This is a genomic window from Pseudomonas sp. p99-361, assembly GCF_003935475.1.
In the GTDB taxonomy this organism is placed as follows: Bacteria; Pseudomonadota; Gammaproteobacteria; order Pseudomonadales; family Pseudomonadaceae; genus Aquipseudomonas; species Aquipseudomonas juntendi.
In genome coordinates this window covers 1-21,498 of the sequence record NZ_RHQO01000073.1, presented here as the reverse complement: position 1 = coordinate 21,498, position 21,498 = coordinate 1, and the positions used below count along the sequence as shown (strand labels likewise).

Genomic DNA, 21,498 nt, shown 5'->3' with positions numbered 1-21,498 from the left:
GCCGCGCGGGCGGCGCTCGATCTCACAGGCGCTGAAGATGCTCCGGCTACCCTTGCCAGGAACCATAGAATCTCCCAAAGGGATCGCATCAGGGCTGACAGGTGGTTACCACACGATATGCAGCTATCCTTGCCAGAAACCATAGAATCTCCCACAGGGGCCGGGCAAAACTTGAGGTCTGCCCTGCTCCTGTGGAAGCCCGGCTTGCCGGCGATCGGCTGCAAAGGAGTCTCAAGCGCTTGACTGCTCGACATTAGCTCTACACCCCGATCTTCACAGCAGCTGCTTCATGCCTCCTGGCCTGACAGCCTGTCCAGAGGGTCGTAGCTGTAACCGCCACCATCGTAGCTGTTCAGACGCCCCAAGGCGTCATACGTCAACACCTTGCCCCTGTCATCGACCTTCATGTTGCCGTCCTCATCATATTCCAGGGTGAAGTCGGCATAGTCTGCATGCGTGTTAGTCACACCCGTCAGCTGGGCAGGGTCGTCATTTTCAAACAGGTACGTGGCCTCATTTGAGTCTTTACTACCGTCCTCTTCTTCGAAATCAGTCAGTACCCAGGTGATATTGTCGAGCGCATCAAAATTGAAGTACTGCTGACGAATGGTTTTACCAGCCGGGTCTTTCGGGCTGTGGGAAAGCAATCCGTCACAGGCATACTCCTCGAGGCGACCACGCCGGTCATATCTGTAACTCTCCTCACGCAAGGCACTACCATTTTCGGACAGGCGTTTGAACGTGATCTGGTCAAGCAGGCTGTATTCCTGCTCCAGCTCCTGAATCCCTTGCACCAGCAGCCCCGCTGTGTCCACCAGCGCCTGCACACCATCATTGGCAAACTGGAAACCTTCGATCGGTGCCTCGACCACGGTATTCAGGAACACGAATCTGCGCAGGCACTCCCGCCCCTGGTGGTCATACTCAAGTTCCGTGGCCAACCCTTGTGTACCGTCGAGCGTGAGAATGCATTGGGTATTGCTCAGCCCATCGTAGAAGAACCGGCTGCTGGTAGACCCCAGCGCAGTCTGCTCCAGCAGGCCACTGGCGTAGTAGGCATAAGTCTGCGTCTGACCGAGAACATCTTTATAGAACAACTGGCGCCCCAACAGGCTGGTGCCATATTCCATTGACCAGGTCTCGTTTCCGATCCTGCGGGTTTCCTGCTTGATCTGGCCTGTACTGAAATAGGTGCGGGCAAGCTCTTCGCCCTCCTCTTTACACCAGGTGAGCCGCGCGTTATGCGGGTCGAATTCATAATCCGCCTGGCGGCCTGGAATGCGCCGCACTTGAGGCTCCTCACCCAACTGCGGAAGGTACTGGTACTCAATGACATTGCCGGCGGCCGTCTTCACTTTGCTTGGTTTGGTCTGGCCTGGCTCGTACTGCATGTGGCGCGCCCGCCCCCCGGTAATGGAGGTAATCATTCGGTTGAGGCCGTCGAAAACCTGCTCACCCAACATGATGCCACCGACGCTGATACTGATCGGCAGGTCTTCACTGCTGTGCACGGCATAGTCGCGATGCACCACAGACCTGTCTGCCAGGGTCTGGTCCACCAAACGGCCGAACACGTCATAACTGGAGCGGGTGGTGGTGTCGCGTGCATCGATTTCGCGCACATTTCGCCCCAGCCCGTCATAGAAATACTCATGTTTGGCATACAGCTTGTTCGCCAGGTCGAATCGCCGAACCAGGGCAGGTTGCTCAAACAAATTCAGCCAGGTGGTGGTTTTGCCCAGGCTCATTGTGCCATCGGCAGACTCACTCCACACGGTCTGGGTAGGCAGGTTGCCATTGGGATCCGCACCGAAAGGGTTAGACCCGATCAGGTCTTGCTCTTGGTACCGCTTGACTCCATCCGGACCGATTTCGCACCGCTGCTGCCCCCAGTCGTCGTATTCATACCGGGTCGCCAACGGCATTTGCTCGGCGCCTTTCCAATCGTATTCGACTGCTTCGGTCAACTGGTCAAGCTCATCGTAGGTAAACGCATTAATCGGGCGGAAGACCTGGCGCAGAAGGGCATCCCCACCGTCGACGTCGGCATCATGACGCTCCTCCCTGGCCACTCGCCCCAGGCCATCGATGTACGAGCGGACAGCAACCCCTTTAACATCCACTCGGCTTTGCAATGCCTGGCCACCGGCCCCGCTCACAAGCCCATATGCGTAGGTACGGGACGCCTTGTACTTATCGTCATTGGGCGACACTGTTTCCCGAATCACACGGCGCAGAGCGTCGTAGGCGTACTCGATCTCAATATCGTTGTCATCGCGATTCAGAATGGGCTCGCCAATCAGTATCGAATCCTTCAGCGTGATTACCTTGCAAACATTGCGCGGCAGGCCGGTCACTGGGTCGATCTCGCCATTATCGAAACCCGTCACCTGCTGCTCGGTCACCAATACAGGGTGCCCATCAAGGTCATCCGTGCTGTAAGTAAAAGCGGTATTGGTGCTTTTACCGCCCATGGTCAAGGTTTGCAGCAACGGGCGCCCATGGCGCAGCAGGTCGGTGGCAACATTGACCGGGCGCGTGGTAGTGACCTGCAAAGGCGCCTGCTCTACCCCGTCAACCACTTCCAACAGGCTTTCCTGCGTCAGCACCAACCAATCGGACGCGGGCAGTTTGGCGGAGCCAGCCGGGTAGACCACGCGGGGGAGCGCTTCAAACTCGAAGTGTCGCCGCAATATCGGTGCAGGCTCGTCGCCATCCTCTGCAGGGTATTGCGTCACGCTCTTCGGGTTGCGCACGAAACCGTCCGGATCATCTTCGGCCGGGTAGTACTCGGTAACGGTACGCTGCCCGGTGGGCAAGGTCTGAGCGATCAGATTGCCATGCAGGTCATACTCGGTTCTGGTGGCAGGCTCCTCGCGTACCCGAGAGGCATCCCCCTGCACTGACCATCTGCTGCGTTGTTCCAGCGGTAGCTGGAAGTTGCTCGGCTGATTGTCGAATTCAGTTGCCGGATTACCGTGGTACGTGGTGGTGCTGGCGAGTTGGTTCTTGCCTTGCACAACGACCTCACTCACCTGCAAGTGGAAACGGTTGTAAATACGCTCGGTGGTACGCAACACCTGATCCGTGCCATCCGCGCCCTTGCCCCATTGGTGGGCCGTACTTGCATACCGGTAATTGGACCTGGCGCGATAAAGGTTGTCTTCGCCATCGTCACGCCAAGTGACATCGCTGCCATTACCTACAAAATTGTGCGGGGCCTGAATCCCCTCATGCAAGATGGTATAGGTGTAGGTGGTTTTCATCGACGGCTGGGCGGCGCCAGGGTTGACTGCATGAGAGGTTACCCGCGGTATCGCTGCCCGCGTCCCTCCCCCTGGCAGCAGGTGGCCGGTATCGCCATTCTCCCCATAGCGAATATCTTCCACACTACCGTAGGGTGTCGAAACCTTGGCCAGGCAAGTCAGCCCATTGGCGAGGGTGTATTCAAAACGCCAGTTGCCACCAGCCTCACCTGGCAAGTCAACTTGGCGCAACTCCCCATCGACCAGGCCGAGCTTGTACTCTGCGACCGGCTTGCCATCATTGGCATAGGGATGCAATTTGAGGTTTACCGTGCTGCCATAGCTGATTTCCAGCAATACCAGGTCCGTGCCGTCGATAATCCGCTCCAGCCGTTGATTATTGTCATACTTCAACAGGATACGATGGCCCGATGCCGCGCGAACTTCTGAAGGCAATGCAACTAGATTATCCCTGGTACCGTACTCGCTCAGGATTTCTTCCATGTGGGATTTGTGAACCACACGATACTGTTTCTTGCCTTCTACACTTTCCTCGAAAAAGCGGAACGTTTCGAGCTTTCTTTCTTTAATGCCTGGCTCGTTGCCAGACCCAGTCACCCGGAAACTTTCGCCGGTATGAAGCCGCAACATGCGAGTTGTCGGAATGTATTGGGTAAGTTCGATATACCAACCCTGGCCAAAGCCAGTATTTTTGTCGCTGAATGGATTGAATACCAGGCGAATCGGCAGGTCTGGGCCAGCTTGATAGTTACCGACAAGGGCGGGCAGGTTGATACTCATCGCATACTGGCCAGTGCGCGGATCGACCGCATTTTGGACAAAACCCGATGCATTGAATGCATTGGAATGAACTACTGTTTCAATAGCCATATTATTAATCATCCGAAGGAGGTTGTGTCGCAGCTCACCCCAGTGCCCATGTGCGCTGAGGTGAGCCATTGCTCAACGAATCGAGAGTTTCAGGACGTCGCGATGGGTAATGCCCGCCCTTTCTTCTTCCGCCGTGACGGCAAACGTAAACTTCAATGGATGCGTATTACCCTCCACATCCAGCAGGGTAAACTCCAAGTCCCGTTCCAATGCCTTGCGATAACCTGGATCTTCAAGACCACAGGACAGCACAAACCCTGAATCCCGCTGCAGGGTGATCATCAATTGCCCGGCACCCGGCTTTGCGCCTAGCACCCTATCTGGCAATGCATAGGCCCGATTCTTGGCCATGCGGTAGAGCAGCCCGTCGAACAACAGTTCGTCCTTTATCTGGCCATTACTCGACTCGAATGAGAACCCGGTAAAGCTGACAAAGTCGTCGTCTTGGACAGGGGGGGTAGACGAGCCCGGCTGCCACGACCAACGCACAGCCGATTTTCTATCGGTATCCTTGATAAAGAGTCGTGCAAACTTGGTTATCCGGCCTTCTTTGATAACGTGCTCAAGCAACCAGTTGTCTGTACTGGTGTCGATGTAAGCGAACTCATCCCCTTCAGACGGTGACGTATCCCCCGCCACACGCGTGCGCTTGAAAGAGTACAGCTCCTGGGTAAAGGACGGAATGTCCTGCCCGCGCAATTCCAGTTTACCCTTTTCGCCAAGGTTTTCAGACGTAACCACTTTCCCTGTCAGGGTGTTCTGTATCGAGGCAATCACCCCGATCACCCCCGGCTTACGTGAATGCAGGAAAAACCGGCGATTTCTGGCCCGCAAAGGCGCGCTACCTCCAACTTGCAATCCAGGTTGACGCTGGATATCGTTGGCAACCCTGTTGACCGCCCAGTCTGGCGCGTCATCATCTCCGGCAGCCAAGGCTTCCTCCAGCGGCGCCAGGAACGGCAGATCGTTGTTGCTATCGACATTCAAGAACTTCAACGTGGCCAGATCGGCGTCGGAGATCTCGACCGGGTTACCATTGCTATCATCGGCAGCAGCAACGGTCACCTCGACTTCGACTTGCTGCCAACCATTGGCGTAGCACTGCGGTGCACCGATGGCTCTAAGTTCGAAATTGGCAATGGTCTCCCATGACAATAGACCGGCTATTTTGTCCTGCCGGCTTTGGCTGAACTCCACGATGGCGTAGCCGGTGCGCTCAATGCCGTCAAACCCAGTCACCACCGCAATCGGCCACTGCGGGCTTTGCGGGGGGATGTATACGCTGTCGTGGAATTCACCTTCCCCATGTACCGTCCAGGTCACAGCGCGACCGAGGTTTTGCTCGAACTCCCGAGACATTATCGTGAACGGTGTAGGCTGCATCGACAGCCCCTGTGCGACGTGAAACGGAACCACGTTAAGGTCCGCCTCCCAGCCAATCACTACCACCGCACCTTCGGCGCTATCCCCGGTAAGCCGGTTGGTGCAACGGATCCGCTGGACCTCGAAATCGCGGCCGCTGCTAGGCGGATAGGGCGTGAAAATGGCCCGACCATTACCTTTGTCGTCCAGCTCCCCTAGCGGCTGATCGAGCGGTTGAACCCGATTAGTGCCGTTGGACAGAAGCACCGCCTCGACCAGGCTCCACTGCAGGCTACCGCCGTCGGCACTAGAGGCGCGGAGCTCGATCGGGGCGTCCCCTGTCACCCACGTGGCAACACGCGGTGCTACATGTACCGTACGGGCGCTTTCCACTACCAACGCGTGGCTAAGCACCGGATCAGGGCCATCAGGCGAAGTCGCGGTTACCAGCACCATCTGCTGGTCCTGCACAAACCTGTCTGCAGGGGTTGGGCTGTAGCTGGCACCATTGAATGTGCCAACCGCCTTGGGGCGCATCAGGTTGGTGGCCGACCACAGTACCTGGCCCGTTGCGCCATCAGCAGTGAACGCGATGGGCTGTCCAGTTACCACATTCGCGAAGGCAGGCTCGACCGCTAACGCGCCCGCTTTTTTTTGCCAGTTTCCGGTCAAGACAAGATCTGCGTCTGAGCTTGATGCCCGCATCACGAACTCATGGCCACTGGGCAGGCTGAAGGTACTCAGCACATCCTTTACCTCCCCCGCCCCCAGCTCCGCAATGTCCGGTACAAGGATCAGCGTACCCGGCAGATCGCTCGCACCCTCGGCGATCGGGTAAGGGAAGTCGGTGCCTGGGGGTAGCTGGCCGCCTGGGCGCAAGTCGATGCCCAACTTCATGAAAACCAGCACAGCACCGTCCCCGTACCGAGGGCTGCCTTCGCTTTGCCCCCAAGGTGCGGCCATGGTATTGACCATGAACTGCTCCGGGCTCAGCGGGTAGTAGTCGTCCATGACGAAACTGCCCAGGGAATAGGTGTGCTGGTAAGCCCGCATATAGCTGATCGATTGCTGCAGGCGCCGGCCAAGCATGGCCTGGGCATAGGGGGTTGGCCCAAGGTTGGTAGAGTAGCTGTCCGCGCTGGCAAGGTTCAGTTGCAGTTGGGTATGCCGGCTCCCCTTGGGTCGGCCGACCCGCACTTCCAGCGGCGCTTCGACCCGATAGCCCATGGCTTCGGTAAGGGTAAAGCTTTCCACCACGCGCTTGGGTCTGCCAGGAAGCCCCAAGACCCGCATGTACTCCCCGGCGATAATGTTCATCCGCAGCGTCAGGCCCGAGCCGACCCCTGTTGCATGTTCAAAGCTGACTTGGGGCACCCCCAGCACCAGCCCTTGCAGGGTAACGCCGATTCGCTGGCCCTCATCGAGGTAAGCCTCGAGATGGATAGGGTCCATCGCACCGAAGTTACCGAGTGCTTCCAGGTATTGTTCACGAAGTACCAGGTCAAGCAAGCTGCGGTCCAGGGCAAGCACGCCCCCCCAATCTTGCCGTACAGAGGTTTTCTGTTCTTCCGGCGAAGCAAGCCTACGTTCCATCTCACACCTCCTCCAGACCATGGGAAGTCTTGACGCCATTAAGGATATTGGTGTAAGCAGGCCCTGGGACGAACGGCAGTGGCAAGATAACGTAGTCGTGGGTGTCGAACCAATCATCGTTGACATGGAAAGCCGATATGATTGCGTACTGGTCGTTCCCATCGTTGCCAGGCGTGTACACTTGGGTATCCTGGTCGACGGACCCACCGCCGCGAAGCACAGTCCATTCGATTGGCTCAGGAACCTTGACCTTCTGCTTATGTTTGTCCAACTTGTAGAACGGAAGCGCCACCTTGCCATCGTCTCTGACTTCTGGCTCCATCCAGTAATTGGAGCTCTTGGAGCCAACGACCAGCATGTCAATCTTCGCCGAGTGGCCTCCCACAGATCGAACGGTGACCTCGTCCAAGCGCAGCTCGCCGTAGTGCTCCGGCTTGGTCCCGTCGCCAATTGGCAGTTCTAACGGTGCGGTATATTTGTAACCCCCGGGGTTCAGCGGATCGTCATCCGGGGCGACTGTGCCCAGCTCGGGAGTATCCCATGTCACTGCAGCACCGTCGGGAGTACCCGCGGACACCGCAAAGGATCTGCCTACACCCACCACCGCCACCAAGGGGCTGACCGTGATGTGGTTTGGTACAACACTAACCAGTGCTTTGCTGACCAGCTCCCCACTGGTGGCCGTTACGATCAACCGGCGTTGTCCTTCTCTCAGCAACGCGTCATCGGAGGGGGCCGTATACCGCCCTACCGAGGGGTCTTTGAACGACCCTGTGTCGCCGGTTTCGCCAGGGAGGTTACTCACGGTCCAGTTGACACTGGCCGCCGCAGGCGAAACGCTGAATTCGATGACCCCACCCCTTGCCACGATCGGCTCCGAAGGGCTTATCACCATCGTGGTGCGCTTGGGCGCCAATTTGCCCAGCAGGGTCAGGTCGGTCGGCAGGGACACGTCGCGCGGTTCGACAACGTTCTCGCCCCGGAAGAGCAAATTATTGAGGCGTAAGGCGTCGATTTCAAACGTCATATCCATGAGTTCGCTGGCTTTTGCCTCGAATTCCGATTTCAGTTTGGTTTCTAACCCAACTACAATGTTTGCGGAATTGTTCCTGGCGGCCGAAGCCGCGTCGCCAGAACCGAAATCATCTTGGATGTCGATTTTCGTATTAACCTTTATATCATCCATCACAAATTTTAGGACCGGCTTAACCTCGGCATCATCAACCACAAACTTATAACTAGCATCAATTGATACAATCGCATTAATATCTAGATTTATAGTACGCCCTGCCGAATCTCCGGTCTGAATAAAATACACCACAGTTCCTGCCACAACTTCAGTGCGCCAGTGCGCCTTAAGCGATCTACCCTCGAATACAAATTTATCGCCCGGAGAAAACAGCGGAACGTGAACTCCATTAACCGACAGCTTCCAGCGCCAAGGCTGCAGCGTTCCTCCATGACCCTCATCATAATATTCGTAACTTATCCAGTGAGTAGTCTGTCCATTCGCAACCAGTTCATAGCGCTCGCCGGGCAGCTCTCTAACGTCGAATTTACCACTTATCCATTCAAATTGATCCAAGCCACGCTTAATGGCTTGATTAGCCATAAATTTCTGCGAGAGTACCAGGTTACTCGTATACGGCTCTACCGCAGCGGGCAACATGTACAGCAATGCGCTATCGTCATGGGGGTAATCACCAGGCTTACTGCCTTGCATGGCAACAAACACAACCACCGCGCCTTCACCAAAATTCTCGGAGCCGAGCAAGGCGCCTCCCGGCGCCGCGTGAGTGCGAATACCAAAAACCCCTGGGTTTATAGGCGAGTTAGCATCAACCACCATCTCGCTGAGCGGGAACTGCGTAATCTCCTTACTCCAACTGTCCAATTGTCCCTTGAAATAAACACCCAACCGTATCCTCTCAGGCCCAGTCGCCCCTCCACTGAAGACATGTTCCGTGCCGTCCTTCAAGTCAAGCAATACCTTGCCGCTATCATTGACGGAACCTTGTACTGCCCTCAGGTCAATGTCCATGTCCAGTATGCCGCGGGTAGCGGCATTATAGATAACCAAGGCGGTTACGCTCCTGACCATCTGGCCAGCGTGAGGCGTGTCAATCACTTCAAGATGCTTTCCGCCCACCAGGCGCATCTGCAACTTACCCTTGGAAGACGCGATAGTTGCGTTCTCGAAAGACAGCCGAGGCTTGTCGAGTACCAGGCCATTCAGAACATGTTTGATACCGTTACCTGAGTCAACCACATCGTCCTTCAGCTTGGGGAAAAATGCTTCCTCGATATCGATACGGTCAATGTACTCTTGCGTCAGCAGGGCATTGGTCGCCGCCCTGTCAAACACCAGCAGCGCATCCCACTTGACGGTTTGCGCGCCCTGTTCCATTTTACGCAGAAATTCTTCAAGCGATTGAATACCCACGGCTTGAGCCCGCACAGGTGCTTTACTGTTCATTTATATCCAACTCCATGTGACACGCGTTAATCAGCGCAACGGCACGCCGCCCCTAAACTTGGCCAGCGCGGCCAGTTGCACTGGCCATTTATTTAGAGTGCTTGGGAATCAGGAGCAGCGGGCGAAGCTTGTGCCAACTATCGCCCTGATCGAAACTGACTTCCCCATAAACGGTGTACTGTTTGTCTTCTTCCAGCCCGTTATAAGTCGCAACACTTAACCACTGTTGTATGCGCGCATTGCTGAGTTCGCCGGCAGTGACCGGCGCTCTATCACGTAATACGGCGCCGCTTTGAATGGCCAGCGTGAACAGTTGACCGGTTGCCGCGAAAGGCCAGAGCAGCACCCCATACACCTCAAGCATTGCACCGTTGGCCGAGAGTTTGCTCCGCCAAAGTTCACCGTTGGCCTGGGCTTGATCGCATTTGACGTTGTTGTCGATGACCAGCGGCTGGACACGCAAGTCCACCGCATCAGAGGGTGCCGAGCGCACACCGTTTTCATCGACGATGTGGTAGAACACCTTGAAACGCCTGCTGTGGTCATCGCCAGGCTGATGCATGTTCGCGGCGACTACACCAGGGTCGATCTTGAACTTGCGGCCGTCACCTACCTCCGGTGTGTCGACCACTTGCTTGCCGTTGTGCTCATAACCATCCCAGTGAACCTCAAAGCGTTCGCCTGGGCGCAGGGGCACATCCGGTACCGTTACATAGGCCCCAAGAATCGCGCTGTCCGCCAACAGCTTTTGCCTGCCGAGGCCGTCCTCTTCTGCGCGCTCGATACGTGGCGCTGCAAGGGTGCGTGCTGTTTCAAACGCGACGTCCAGGCTATGCGAAGTCAACGCGTGCCCCGCGCGGGCAACCTGGTAGAACACTTTATGATCACCCGGTTCAAGCAAAGCCGGGTCAACCCGGAATACGGTCTCATCGCTTTGCAGGCTGCTCGCATCCATGCGCGCAAACTGCACTTCAGGCTCGAGCGCCTGGGGGCTTTTCCAGTGCAGCAAATAGTGGTCACCTACTTGAACACTTGGCGCTGTAGGCACCCGAACGATCAAGCCATCGGGGAACATACCAGGGTCAAGCGGCACCCCCGTGAAGCCATCGATAGTGGCAGCAGGCAACAAGTCAGCCGGGCTGGGCGCCTCTGTTACAGTCATTTCCTGCACAGGGGATGGCACTTTTTCGTCGTTAGCGGACAGCGTAATCGTGTATTGAAACGCTACCCGGCCATTGCGCACGCGGCTGAAGTCTGACTTGGCGATCTGCCATTGCAGCGGCTCACCGACATTGGCCTCGGTCACTTCATGTCGCTCAGTTGCCGGTGGCGTAATTTCGTCCCCTGCAGCGTTGAACTTGCGCGCCACCAGCTCGATGCTGTCGCCGACCTGCATGGCCCGGTAGCTTGGCGCCAGCAGGCGCACGCCTTCAGACTCAAGGTCTGAAAGGACAATTACACGATCATGCGACTCCCGCGCCTGCGCCACCGCCAATGTTTCGGCAACCCCACCACGGTCGCGCAAACCCAGGTAACAAAAGACACGCATTGAATCCGGCGTGGCCTCATCTGCGTTTTGAACCTTGTAGGATAAAAATGCCCACCCACCGTCGTAAGGCTGGACAAACCGGTAGCCCACCTTGGCGGTCATGGTTCTTGTAGTGTCGTAGTCCGCGGGCACCTCGACCACGGCATCAAGTTTATCAAACGGCGTACCGTCTGCGGCGATCCCGCGCCAGACCGGATATATGCTCTGACCGAACCGGATATCCGCGTCCTTGATAAGAAACTCCAAATCGTTGCCATTCAGGTTTTTTACATCAATTTCCCCCCATGCGTTTTGCGCCGGGATTTCAGGAGCGGGGTTTAACTGGGGCTGATCGACCCCGCCTTCGAATGGGCGTCGCATCACCATGAACATTCTCCTGGTGGGTTGAAGATGCCCTTAGTTTCACGGCGCACCGCTGCAATTGGCTACTGACAGAAATAACAGGTGGCACAAGGTACGCGGGCAAAACCCAGACCTGATAAATCTGCCAGGTGACAAAACAAAAAAACAGGTATGCCCTTGAAGCCTCCACTGATTATCCCGGCGCACCTGTTAATTCTGCCAGGTGCGGCGGTGCGGCGAGTTCAATAAGCTCCAGACAGACAAAACGCCTTGTTTGGCCCTGCAATGCAAACACCTGTCTTCTTTTATCTGTTCATACACCCTGAACAGGGAGCTTTGAAAAATGAATCAACTCAATGACCGCCGCCCCACTCTTCCGTCGGCCCTTATACAGGCGATGCTGACGATGCCGTTGTTGTTAAGCAGTGTGGCCGCCGATGCAGCCGATACCACCCGTTCGAACCTGGCGGATCCCACCCCCCTTCTCTCCCTCTACCAAACCGTGGACAACAACACCGAACCTGCTTGCGGGTTCGAGCTGCCGGAAGCGGGCAGCGGCACTACCGTGAAACTGCTCCCCAAAAAAAAGTGCCCGTCAGAAGCCAGGGAGCCTCACTCCATCCGCATTCGAAACGTGCCGATCAAATCGACGTTTCTGCTGACTGATAATGAGCGCTGTGAAAAGCTCGACAGTTCCTGGGTTGAGCTCGATACCAGCCGCGCCAATGCTTCGCTGGAAAAAATGGGCATCGACAAGATCTGGACCTACGCGGGCCGCCCGGAAAAACCGGGCTACCTGACCAACAGCGGCCTGGACAACAATGTGCCAAGCCGAGGCTTCCGAGTAATTGGTAAAGGTGACCCGATCAAGCAAGGAGATCTTACCTGCATCGTGGTCACCATCGCCCCGCGGAGCATCTGATCATGGCTGACACTCCCGGGGTACACAGCAACGCCAGCAACTTCCAGAGTTTCGTGCAAAACAATGTCGACCAACGTACGGGCCAGTACAACCTGGCCATTGACTTGCCAGTGCCGGCCGGTAACGACCTGACCGGCCCTGGGCTGCCCTTGCGCCTGTCGTACAGCCCGTTCAGCAACGAAGACTCAGGTTTCGGCACCGGCTGGCGACTGGCAATGACCCGCTACGAGCCCGCTACCCGCATGCTTACCCTGCACACGGGGGAAAGCTACAAGGTGACAGGTACCGGGGCGCAACCCACCATTCGCGAAAAGAAAATTCACAGCTTTCATTTTTACGATGACGGCACTGCCGCCGATGAAGACAAGGGCCCCTACCGCGTGGTCCACAAGTCCGGCCTGGTGGAAATACTGACCCTGCACGATAAGCTCAACCCCATCGCCCTGCCGAGTAAAGTCCGGGCGCCTTCCGGCCAGGGGTTAACGCTCCACTACATTCCCGAGAGCCGCCGACTGGCCAGGATCGTCGATGACAATGGCACGCTGCTGCTGGAGCTGCAGTACACCGATGGCGCGGTCACCGTTGATACGCATCCAGGTGCAGGGGCTAACGGCCTGCCGTTCCTGCGCTACAGGCTCGAGCTGAAAAACCGGGCTTTGGTCCAAGTCAAACTGCCAGCTGACATCGGCGGTAACTGGCGCTTCGGCTATACCCGCGCCCATGGCCTGACCTGCCTTGCGAAAGTATCCACACCCATGGGGGCTGTAGAAGAAATTCGCTACGGCGAGAACGGCGACCCGGGCCACGTACTGCCCAATACACAGCCGCAAAGAGTCTTGCCACGGGTAACCAGCCACGAAGTGAAGCCCCGGGCTGATCAGCCACCGCTGATAACGACCTACACCTACAAGCACTTCGATGAGGACAACAACGTCGAGGTGGAGCACAGCTATGTAGGTAGCAACAGCAATGTCAGTTGGCGTGACGACGGCGAGGACAACCTGTACCGGGCAAGTGCTAACTACCGCTACAGCGTCACTGCCCATTACTGGAAAGCGGGCAAGGTCGCCCGCACCCAGACCCAGACGTTCAACCGCTATCACCTGCTGACCCGGCAAATATTGGAAGAAGACGGCCATATCGAAGAAACCGAAACCGAGTTCCACGAACGCGCCGGCGTCAGTTTCGACGATCAACCCCGCTACTTCCAGCTGCCCAAGACCATCACCAAACGCTACAAATTACGTGCTGACGCCAGCAAGCTTCGCCTGGAAACCGCGACCACCCTGTATGACGATTATGGCAACACCACCGAAGAGGTAGCCCCCACCGGCGTACGCACCACTTACGCTTACTACGACAAAGATGGCGAAAAGCAGCCAGGCGATGAAAATGGCGATAACTGGGCCTGCCCGCCCGACCCCCAGGGTTTTGTGCGCAACCTCAAATGCAAGACCGTCTACCCCGTGCCAGGGTTGCCCGGCGGCGCCCCCATTTTTCGGAGCCGGTTGACCTACAAGGCCTACCCGGCGCTGTCCAGCCTGGGCCAGGCGAGCGAATGGCTTGCGCCTTGCGCAGAACAAACCCTGCAAGTATTCGATGTTCAACAGCCCGACGAGCGCGAAGTGCTACTGCTAAACGTGGAACGGGCTTACCTGAACATGCCAGACAATGCCTTCCTGCATGGTCGGCCGAGTTATCAGGTGACCACCCGTTACGGTGACGACAGCGCCAACCCAGTGCGCCGGGCCATCGAAAGCCGCACTTCACGTGTTGAGTGGAGCTACTGCAAGGTCACCGACAAGGAGCACGGCCTGGAATACTGGACCGATGAAACCGTGTGCGGCTTTGACCTGGTGCAGAAAAAGACCCGTTCAGCCGCATCTGGCCTGCATGGTCAAACGGTGTACGAAGAGGATGACACCGGCAACAGCATTCGCCGCATCTACGACCCGCTCGCACGCCTGAAGGAAGAAATTGTTGCACCCGGCCAAGGCGAGGACGAGAGCAAGGTCATCCACCAGTACGGGTTGGTCACCCATCCTGAGGAGGGCGCAGCCGGGCCGGCCTCGCAGTCGTCCACCGGGAGCACGGGCGTGAGCACCATCGTCACCTTCGATGGCTGCAGCCGGGTGGTGACCGAGGAGCGCGAAACGCAAGTTACGGATACCCCGCCAGGCGCTAGACCCTTGCGGCAACGTAAAATCGTTGCTCGGCGCAAGTACGATGAACTTGGCCAACTAAGCGAAGAAACCACCTTTGACTATTACGACGGCAAGACCCTGGAGCTGACCTCCACCTTCGAATACGATGCCTGGAGCCAACTGTGCAAGACCACGCTGCCCAATGGCGCGACGCAACACAGTGAGTTTTCGCCGTTTGGTGAATCGGGTGACATCATTACCCGCTGGGTCGAGACAGCAGACAAACCGGGGGTTCGTCAGCAGCAGCAGGTTACCGAAAGCAATAACTTCGACAAGCCGGCCTATCAATACCGGTTGGACGAAGCAGGCCAGATCGTTGGCCGCCAAGACTTCAGCTACGACGGCCTGGCTCGCTGCACCCGTGAAGAACACACCTTTAACCGAAGCGGCAGGCCGGTCAGCCGAGTCAATCAGTACACCTACGATTCTGAAGGCCGGGTAACCCGTAACGAGCGGCCCGACCAATCGGCTGTGCTCAGCCGTTTCGCGCTACACAGCGCTGACCCGCTGGCCGAGCAACTGCTGGTCGAGCGACGCAAAGGCGCCCAACCCACCCTGGCCTGGCAGCGGGAGTACGATGGTCTCGAACGCCTGAAGACGCTGGCGGCCGGTTTGCAGCAAGAAGCCTATACCTACAAGGAAAACACCTCGCTGTTAGAAAGCCGCACCACGGCGCAGCGCACGTACACCTACCACTATCGCCCCACCCGCTCAGCCCAGCCCAGCCAGATCGATGTGGGCACAGTGCCGAGCACAACGTTCGATTACGACAGCAAAACCTCAGCCATCAGTACAGCCAGCGATGCACAAGGCAAGCACAGCTATAGCTACACCGATCAAGGCTACCTGCTGAAAGCCCAATGGGAAGATCAGGATGCCAAGGGCTACCACTGCGACTACCGACACTCGTTCCAAGGCTTGCCATTGGGGTACACCGAAAGTGACGGCGTTGCGGTAAACCACGCCTACAACGACCTGGGCCAACTGATACAGACCCGTCAAGGTGACCTGGTTGCCTCCTTCGAGTACGACACGCTGGGGCGGCTCTGGAAAACTACAACGCAGGACTTGATCAACAAACAGAGGCTAGTGTGCGAGCAAACTTACGACCTTCTAGGTCGCGAGCACAAACGCGAACAAACCCTCACCCGGCAGGATGGTTCCACCCTCACCCAGCACATCGTACTGACGTGGCAGGAGGATGACCAACTAAGTAGCCGCGCACTTATCCGTGATGGCGAACAACTGTTGCTGGAAACCTTCAACTACGATGCACTCGACCGGCTGGAGGAACACCGTTGCACTGGCACCGCCCTGCCGAACAACGCAGCTGGGCGCGCTATCAAGAGTCAGTTTTTCGTCTACGACGAGCTGAATAACCTTACAGAGTGCTACACCGATTTTGCCGACGGTGCAGCAGACGAAGCTTTCTATACCTACGACGGCTTCATGCTGACACGAGCGGAGCATTCCCTGCAGCCCGACTACCCGGCCAGCCAGGCGTTCGATTCCGATGCTGAAGGCAACCTGCTGAACGACGAGCAAGGCAACCGGCTGGTGTACGACGACCGTGGCCGCCTGAGTGAAGTCCAGCGGGCGAGCGACGGGCAGCCCCTTTACCGCTACCGCTATGACAGCCACAACGACTTGATCGGGGTGCGCCAGGCGCATGAGCCGGAAGTGTCGCGCCGCTACCAGGGCTACCGGTTGAGCAGCACTCGCGAAGCAAACCTGCTGACCGAGTACCTGTACGCCGGCGAGCGCCCTTTGGGCTTGCAACGCCCGGCTCAAACCGCCGATAACCGGCTATTCGTAACCGACGCGGCCAACAGCGTGCTGGGTGAATGCAGCAGTGATGAACTGCACGACAACACATACACCGCCTACGGCGATTCACCGGACAACGACCAGTTGGTAGGCTTGCTCGGCTTCAACGGTGAAGCCCGCGAACGGGCGTTGGGCTGGTCACTGCTGGGGCGTGGCTACCGTGCCTACAACCCTGGGTTGATGCGCTTCCACAGCCCGGACCTCGCGGCGCCTGAAGCTGCGGGTATCAACCCGTATGTGTACTGCGGCGGCAACCCGGTCAACTGGCACGACCCGAGTGGCCATTACGGCATGCGAAACAGCATGGAGCAGCCCTACATCCCACCCAAACCCGTGAAGCCCATAGCCGACTGGCGATCCTGGCTTGGCTTGGCGATGAGCGCTGCGTTTGCGGTAGTCAGCTTCTTGCTTCTGCCGCCGGTAGGCATGACCATGCACTTCGCGCTCGGCGCAGGCAGCCTTTTTATCGACGGTTTCACCGTTCTGAAGCGTTTCAAGGACACTGTGACAGGGAGCGAGCCGGATGAGTCGATGTTTTTGTACGATACTGCCAGTGGGGGTACTACGTTCTTTTTGATTCTTTATCAGTTGTGGCAATCGAAGGGGGCGAAAACACCTATCATTACTAAACGCGCTGCATCGTGGGGAAGACGACGGATGGATGGATTCGGTGGAGACTTTTTTGTCAAGCAACGCCTGCCAGGTCTCGGAGGGCGCAATGCAATGGCCCGTTCGAAATACATATCTACCAACCAAAAAATGTATCTTCCTGTCAGCGAAGCTCCCTCAGCTTATGATTTAAACCGTCAATCCGTAACATTCTCAGATAAAGTTACGGTATTGGAACCACAGCCTATTCCGGTCACAGCAACCATTGAACCTTCACCGATCAAAGCGGTTGATTTAGTTGATGAAAAAACCGTAGTTATTACTACACCGAGCTCGCCAACAAAAAAATGGCCGGCCGTTATCACCACTCCCCCCGGGAATTACAACCGTCATGGGTGGCAAACCCCTGCGGAGAGGAAGTGGAAAGTATGACTAGCTAAACAACGCCTAACAATTCAAACCTTGCGACAACCCGCTACGCAAAATGATATCCGACTCTAAGGGCGATATAAAACTCGGACATCAGAGAGGAGTACCCAAGGTATTTTTAGGAATTTTCCTACATTGGGTCATGGAAAATCCATATACCTTGGCCCCCCTGCTCCTCTCAAGGCAGCAGCCCCACTTTCATGGCCCTGCACACCACAATCACTTTACGGTGTATAAATATGCCAAGCCCCAACAGGCATCGAATATTGCCGAAGCGTAGTCGCTTAGCCTTGATATTATCAGTTGTCGGTTACGTATTATTGCATGTCAGTAGCACTTCAATCCGAGCTGAAGAACACCCCCTGCAATTCAACCCCAACTTCATGCGCCAAACCCCTGGGCAATCCAGCGACGCCAGCATAGCCGCCCTGAACACCCTGGCTGCTCAAGCCTCCCTGGCGCCCGGCCGCTATCAGGTTGAAGTGCTGGTCAACCTGGCCCCTGCAGGCAAGCATGAAATCGAGTTTCGTGAAGGCAGCGACGGCAAGGGCCTGGAGCCCTGCCTGAGCGCCAGCCTGCTGCGCGAGCTGGGCCTGCGTGAGCAGGCGCTGGCCGAGCCTTTGCCCACCGACGCGCGCTGTGTAGACCTACCTACGCTGGTGCCCGATGCCACCTACGACCTCAACCCTGGCCAGCTGCAACTGGCGTTGTCCATCCCGCAAGTGGCCCTGCGCCGCGATGTGGCCGGCAGCGTGGCACCTGAGCGCTGGGATGACGGCATCAATGCCGCCTTCGTCAGCTACCAGGCCTCTGCGCAGCATTTCAGCGGCCGCACCGGCACCTCCAGCAGCCAGGACCTGTACCTCAATGGCGGTATCAACCTAGGCGGCTGGCGCCTGCGCAGCAGCCAGAGCTGGCGCGACGACGGCGAAGGCCAGGATTGGGTGCATTTCAACACCTATGCCCAGCACGACCTGCCCGCGCAGTGGGGTACGCTCACCCTGGGCGAAACATTCAGCAGTGGCGACGTGTTCCGCAGCCTGCCCATCAAAGGGGTACAGCTGGCCACCGACATGGGCATGCTGCCCGACGTGATGCAAAGCTACGCACCCGTCATTCGCGGCGTAGCCCAGACCCGGGCCAAGCTCGAAGTGCTGCAGAACGGCTACCCGATCTATTCCACTTACGTTGCCCCCGGCCCATACGAAATCAACGATCTAGGCATTGGTGGCAGCAGCGGCGACCTGGAAATCGTCCTCACCGAAGCCGACGGCCAGGTGCGCCGCTTCATCCAGCCCTACTCCACCCTCAGTAACCTGCTGCGCGAAGGCGTGTGGCGCTACAACCTGGTGGCTGGGCGCTATGACGGCGCCGACGGCATCGACAACCCCGCACTCTGGCAAGCCACCCTGGCCCGTGGCGGCCAGTGGGGCACCACCCTGTATGGTGGGCTACTGGGCAGCGAGTACTACGACGCTGCCAACCTTGGCATCGCCCGCGACTTTGGTACCTTTGGCGCAGTGTCGCTGGACGTGACCCAGGCCCGTACCGATCTTGGCGAGCAAGGCGGCCAGGTACAGGGGCAGAGTTATTCAGTGCGCTATGGTAAAGCCTTCCAGACCGGCACCAGCCTGCGCTTTGCCGGTTACCGCTACTCCACCGAAGGCTATCGTGAGTTCGACGAAGCCGTGCAGCAGCGCAACGCCTCCAGCCGCTACCAGGGCAACCGCCGCAGCCGCCTGGAAAGCTCGATCTACCAGTCGTTCAACAACCGCAACTCGCTGAGCCTGACCTTGTCGCAGGACGATTACTGGCACACCAACCGCCAGCGACGCCAGTACCAGTTCCAGTTCAATACTCAGTATCGCCGGGTCAGCATCAACCTGTATGCCTCGCAGTCGTTGAGCGACGACAACGGCAGCGACCGCATCGTAGGCGTGGGGGTCACCATCCCGCTGGACTGGGGCACGTCAACGACTGCCAGTTTCGACGTGCAGGAAAGCAACGGCCACTTCAGCGAACGCGCCAGCTTGAACGGCGGCTCGCAGGACAACCGCCTGAGCTACCTGGCATCGCTGGCCAACGACGAACAGCAGCGCAAGACGGCGTCGGTATCGATGGGTTACCAGACGCAAAAGGTGAACGTAGGTGCCGGCTACACCGAAGCGGACGACTTCCGCAGTGTTTCGGTCAATGCCAGTGGCGCGGTGCTGGCACATGCCGGCGGCATCGTGCTGGGGCAATACCTGGGCGAGACCACGGCGTTGGTGCATGTACCCGATGTGCCCGGCGTAGGTGTCGACAATGTGCCTGGCGGCAGCACCGACAGCAGTGGCTACATTCTTGCCCCCCACATGCGCCCCTACAGGGTCAACCAGGTCACCCTGCAAACCGACCAGCTCGGCCCTGGTGTTGAAATCGAAAACGGCGTTACGCAGGTTGTGCCCCGCCGAGGGGCGGTCGCCCTGGCGGCATTCAAGGCGCAGCAGGTGAACCGCCTGATCCTGACCCTGCAGCATGCCGACGGCCGCCCGTTGCCCTTCGGCACCCAACTCAATGACAAGCAGGGCAAGCACCTGGCCGTAGTGGGCCAGGCGGGCCAGGCGCTGATTGCAACAGATGCCCAGGCGCAAACCCTGGAAGCGCGCTGGGGCGAGCGCGCCGGACAGCGCTGCTTGTTCAGCATCGACCCTGCAACCATGCCAGAAGAGCAAGGCTATCGCCTGCAGACTTTGCGCTGCCCCACTCCATGATCCAGCCCGTGCGCGCTGCCGCACGCTTGCAACAGGAACCGACCATGCCCCTTGTTTCGCGTTTGTTCATTGGCATCGCCGCTGCTGCGACGATGCTGACACTACCAAGCCAGGCCCATGCCCTGGGATGCGAATGGCCAACGACCACAGGCCCGATGCAGTTCACTCACAACATCTCTGGCATGAGGTGGGTGGCCCGTGATGCCCCGGTGGGTAGCAAGATCTACTCCGCGACAAGTATCGGGATAGCCGGCCCCGGTTTTGCGTTGAACTGCGACAACGACGGGAGTTTGGCACTGACGGCGAACATGGGCACGCCACTCCCTGTAGCCCCGGGGACCTTCCCTCCCGTTGACGGGAAGGATGTGACGGGCAAAGTGCTGCAAACCAGTATCCCGGGTGTAGGTCTGTACCTGGAACTGGGCGGTTTCCTCAACGGCACGGCCAGCAATACGTTCCAGGCAAACGACGGAGGTATTGGCGCTGTTCCTTATGTGGGTGAAAACCAGAGAAATATGGCACCTACACCGCTGGTGATGAGGAATCTCATCATCAAGTACATGGCCTTGATCAAGACAGGCCCCATCCCTGCTGGCATCAGCTCATTCAGCCAGGAAGTCGTCAGGGGCGTGGTCAGTGATGTCGGGGATGCCGTAAGGCTTGCATTGGGCGGGCAAGTCCAGCAGGCCCAGTGCACGGTCAAGGCTGACGCGGTCAGCGCCAATCCGGTACAACTCGGTACTCACGACATCGCCGACTTCACAGGCCAGGGCAGCACAACCAACCCAGTGGATTTCTTCATTACACTCAGCGACTGCGAGGACGACCCGGCCGGCAGCGTTGCCCGCGCGTTCATGCGCCTGGACGGCGTAGACGGTTCAGTGCCGGTGGACCGGGACCTGGGCCTGTTCACCCTGACCACCGACTCGACCGCCGCTGGCATTGGCATTCAAGTACTGCGTAGTGACAACACGCCAGTTAAGCTGGAAGAGTACGTGGATATGGTGGGCCTTACCCCCGGCGTCACGCGCCTGGACCTTCGCGCCCGGTATTATCAGACCGCAGCAACGGTTACCCCAGGCGAGGCCAAGGGCGCATTGAACTTCACCATCGAATATCGCTAGCGGGCCTGCCATGGCTTGATCGCCATGGCCAGGGTTTTGATCAGGTAAAAAAAAACGCACCAAAGGAACGTTAAAATTCCTTGGTGCGTTTCATATTGGAGCGGGAAACGAGACTCGAACTCGCGACCCCGACCTTGGCAAGGTCGTGCTCTACCAACTGAGCTATTCCCGC

General features: G+C 57.8%; 8 protein-coding genes and 1 tRNA gene. 4 read left to right on the top strand and 5 right to left on the bottom strand.

Annotation, left to right across the window (positions count from 1 at the left end; translation table 11 throughout):
- Nucleotides 1-287: 287 nt before the first annotated feature.
- The 4 genes from EGJ22_RS22250 to EGJ22_RS22235 all read right to left on the bottom strand — a co-directional run bounded on the left by EGJ22_RS22250 (nucleotide 288) and on the right by EGJ22_RS22235 (nucleotide 11,482).
- A complete protein-coding gene (locus tag EGJ22_RS22250) occupies nucleotides 288-4,136 on the bottom strand; it encodes an RHS repeat protein (protein ID WP_033744675.1) in 3,849 nt (1,282 codons plus the stop codon).
- Nucleotides 4,137-4,208: 72 nt separating this feature from the next.
- Nucleotides 4,209-7,091: a hypothetical protein gene (locus EGJ22_RS22245; RefSeq protein ID WP_029886510.1), complete on the bottom strand. Its 2,883-nt coding sequence runs from the start codon at nucleotides 7,089-7,091 to the stop codon at nucleotides 4,209-4,211.
- Nucleotide 7,092: 1 nt separating this feature from the next.
- Nucleotides 7,093-9,567, bottom strand: coding sequence for a hypothetical protein (locus EGJ22_RS22240; protein WP_029886509.1), 2,475 nt, complete (start codon nucleotides 9,565-9,567; stop codon nucleotides 7,093-7,095).
- A gap of 88 nt (nucleotides 9,568-9,655) precedes the next feature.
- Entirely contained in the window at nucleotides 9,656-11,482 is a 1,827-nt protein-coding gene (locus EGJ22_RS22235; RefSeq protein WP_029886508.1) for a hypothetical protein, read from the bottom strand.
- A 319-nt stretch (nucleotides 11,483-11,801) separates the two neighbouring features.
- Between EGJ22_RS22235 and EGJ22_RS22230 the strand changes: the two genes are divergently transcribed.
- The 4 genes from EGJ22_RS22230 to EGJ22_RS22215 all read left to right on the top strand — a co-directional run bounded on the left by EGJ22_RS22230 (nucleotide 11,802) and on the right by EGJ22_RS22215 (nucleotide 21,326).
- Nucleotides 11,802-12,380, top strand: a complete 579-nt coding sequence (locus EGJ22_RS22230) for a hypothetical protein (RefSeq protein ID WP_125920407.1) — start codon at nucleotides 11,802-11,804, stop codon at nucleotides 12,378-12,380.
- A gap of 2 nt (nucleotides 12,381-12,382) precedes the next feature.
- Complete coding sequence (locus EGJ22_RS22225; protein WP_029886506.1) at nucleotides 12,383-17,452, top strand: RHS repeat-associated core domain-containing protein; 5,070 nt, start codon at nucleotides 12,383-12,385, stop codon at nucleotides 17,450-17,452.
- Nucleotides 17,453-17,688: 236 nt separating this feature from the next.
- Nucleotides 17,689-20,202, top strand: coding sequence for a fimbria/pilus outer membrane usher protein (locus EGJ22_RS22220; RefSeq protein WP_029886505.1), 2,514 nt, complete (start codon nucleotides 17,689-17,691; stop codon nucleotides 20,200-20,202).
- A gap of 44 nt (nucleotides 20,203-20,246) precedes the next feature.
- Entirely contained in the window at nucleotides 20,247-21,326 is a 1,080-nt protein-coding gene (locus EGJ22_RS22215; protein WP_029886504.1) for a fimbrial protein, read from the top strand.
- Nucleotides 21,327-21,422: 96 nt separating this feature from the next.
- Here the strand turns inward: EGJ22_RS22215 and EGJ22_RS22210 are convergent.
- Nucleotides 21,423-21,498: transfer RNA gene (locus EGJ22_RS22210), tRNA-Gly, on the bottom strand.

Coding starts and splice junctions, on each gene's coding strand:
- EGJ22_RS22250 (WP_033744675.1), bottom strand. CDS start 4,136: ATGGCTATTGAAACAGTAGTTCATTCCAATGCATTCAATGCATCGGGT.
- EGJ22_RS22245 (WP_029886510.1), bottom strand. CDS start 7,091: ATGGAACGTAGGCTTGCTTCGCCGGAAGAACAGAAAACCTCTGTACGG.
- EGJ22_RS22230 (WP_125920407.1), top strand. CDS start 11,802: ATGAATCAACTCAATGACCGCCGCCCCACTCTTCCGTCGGCCCTTATA.
- EGJ22_RS22240 (WP_029886509.1), bottom strand. CDS start 9,567: ATGAACAGTAAAGCACCTGTGCGGGCTCAAGCCGTGGGTATTCAATCG.
- EGJ22_RS22225 (WP_029886506.1), top strand. CDS start 12,383: ATGGCTGACACTCCCGGGGTACACAGCAACGCCAGCAACTTCCAGAGT.
- EGJ22_RS22235 (WP_029886508.1), bottom strand. CDS start 11,482: ATGGTGATGCGACGCCCATTCGAAGGCGGGGTCGATCAGCCCCAGTTA.
- EGJ22_RS22215 (WP_029886504.1), top strand. CDS start 20,247: ATGCCCCTTGTTTCGCGTTTGTTCATTGGCATCGCCGCTGCTGCGACG.
- EGJ22_RS22220 (WP_029886505.1), top strand. CDS start 17,689: ATGCCAAGCCCCAACAGGCATCGAATATTGCCGAAGCGTAGTCGCTTA.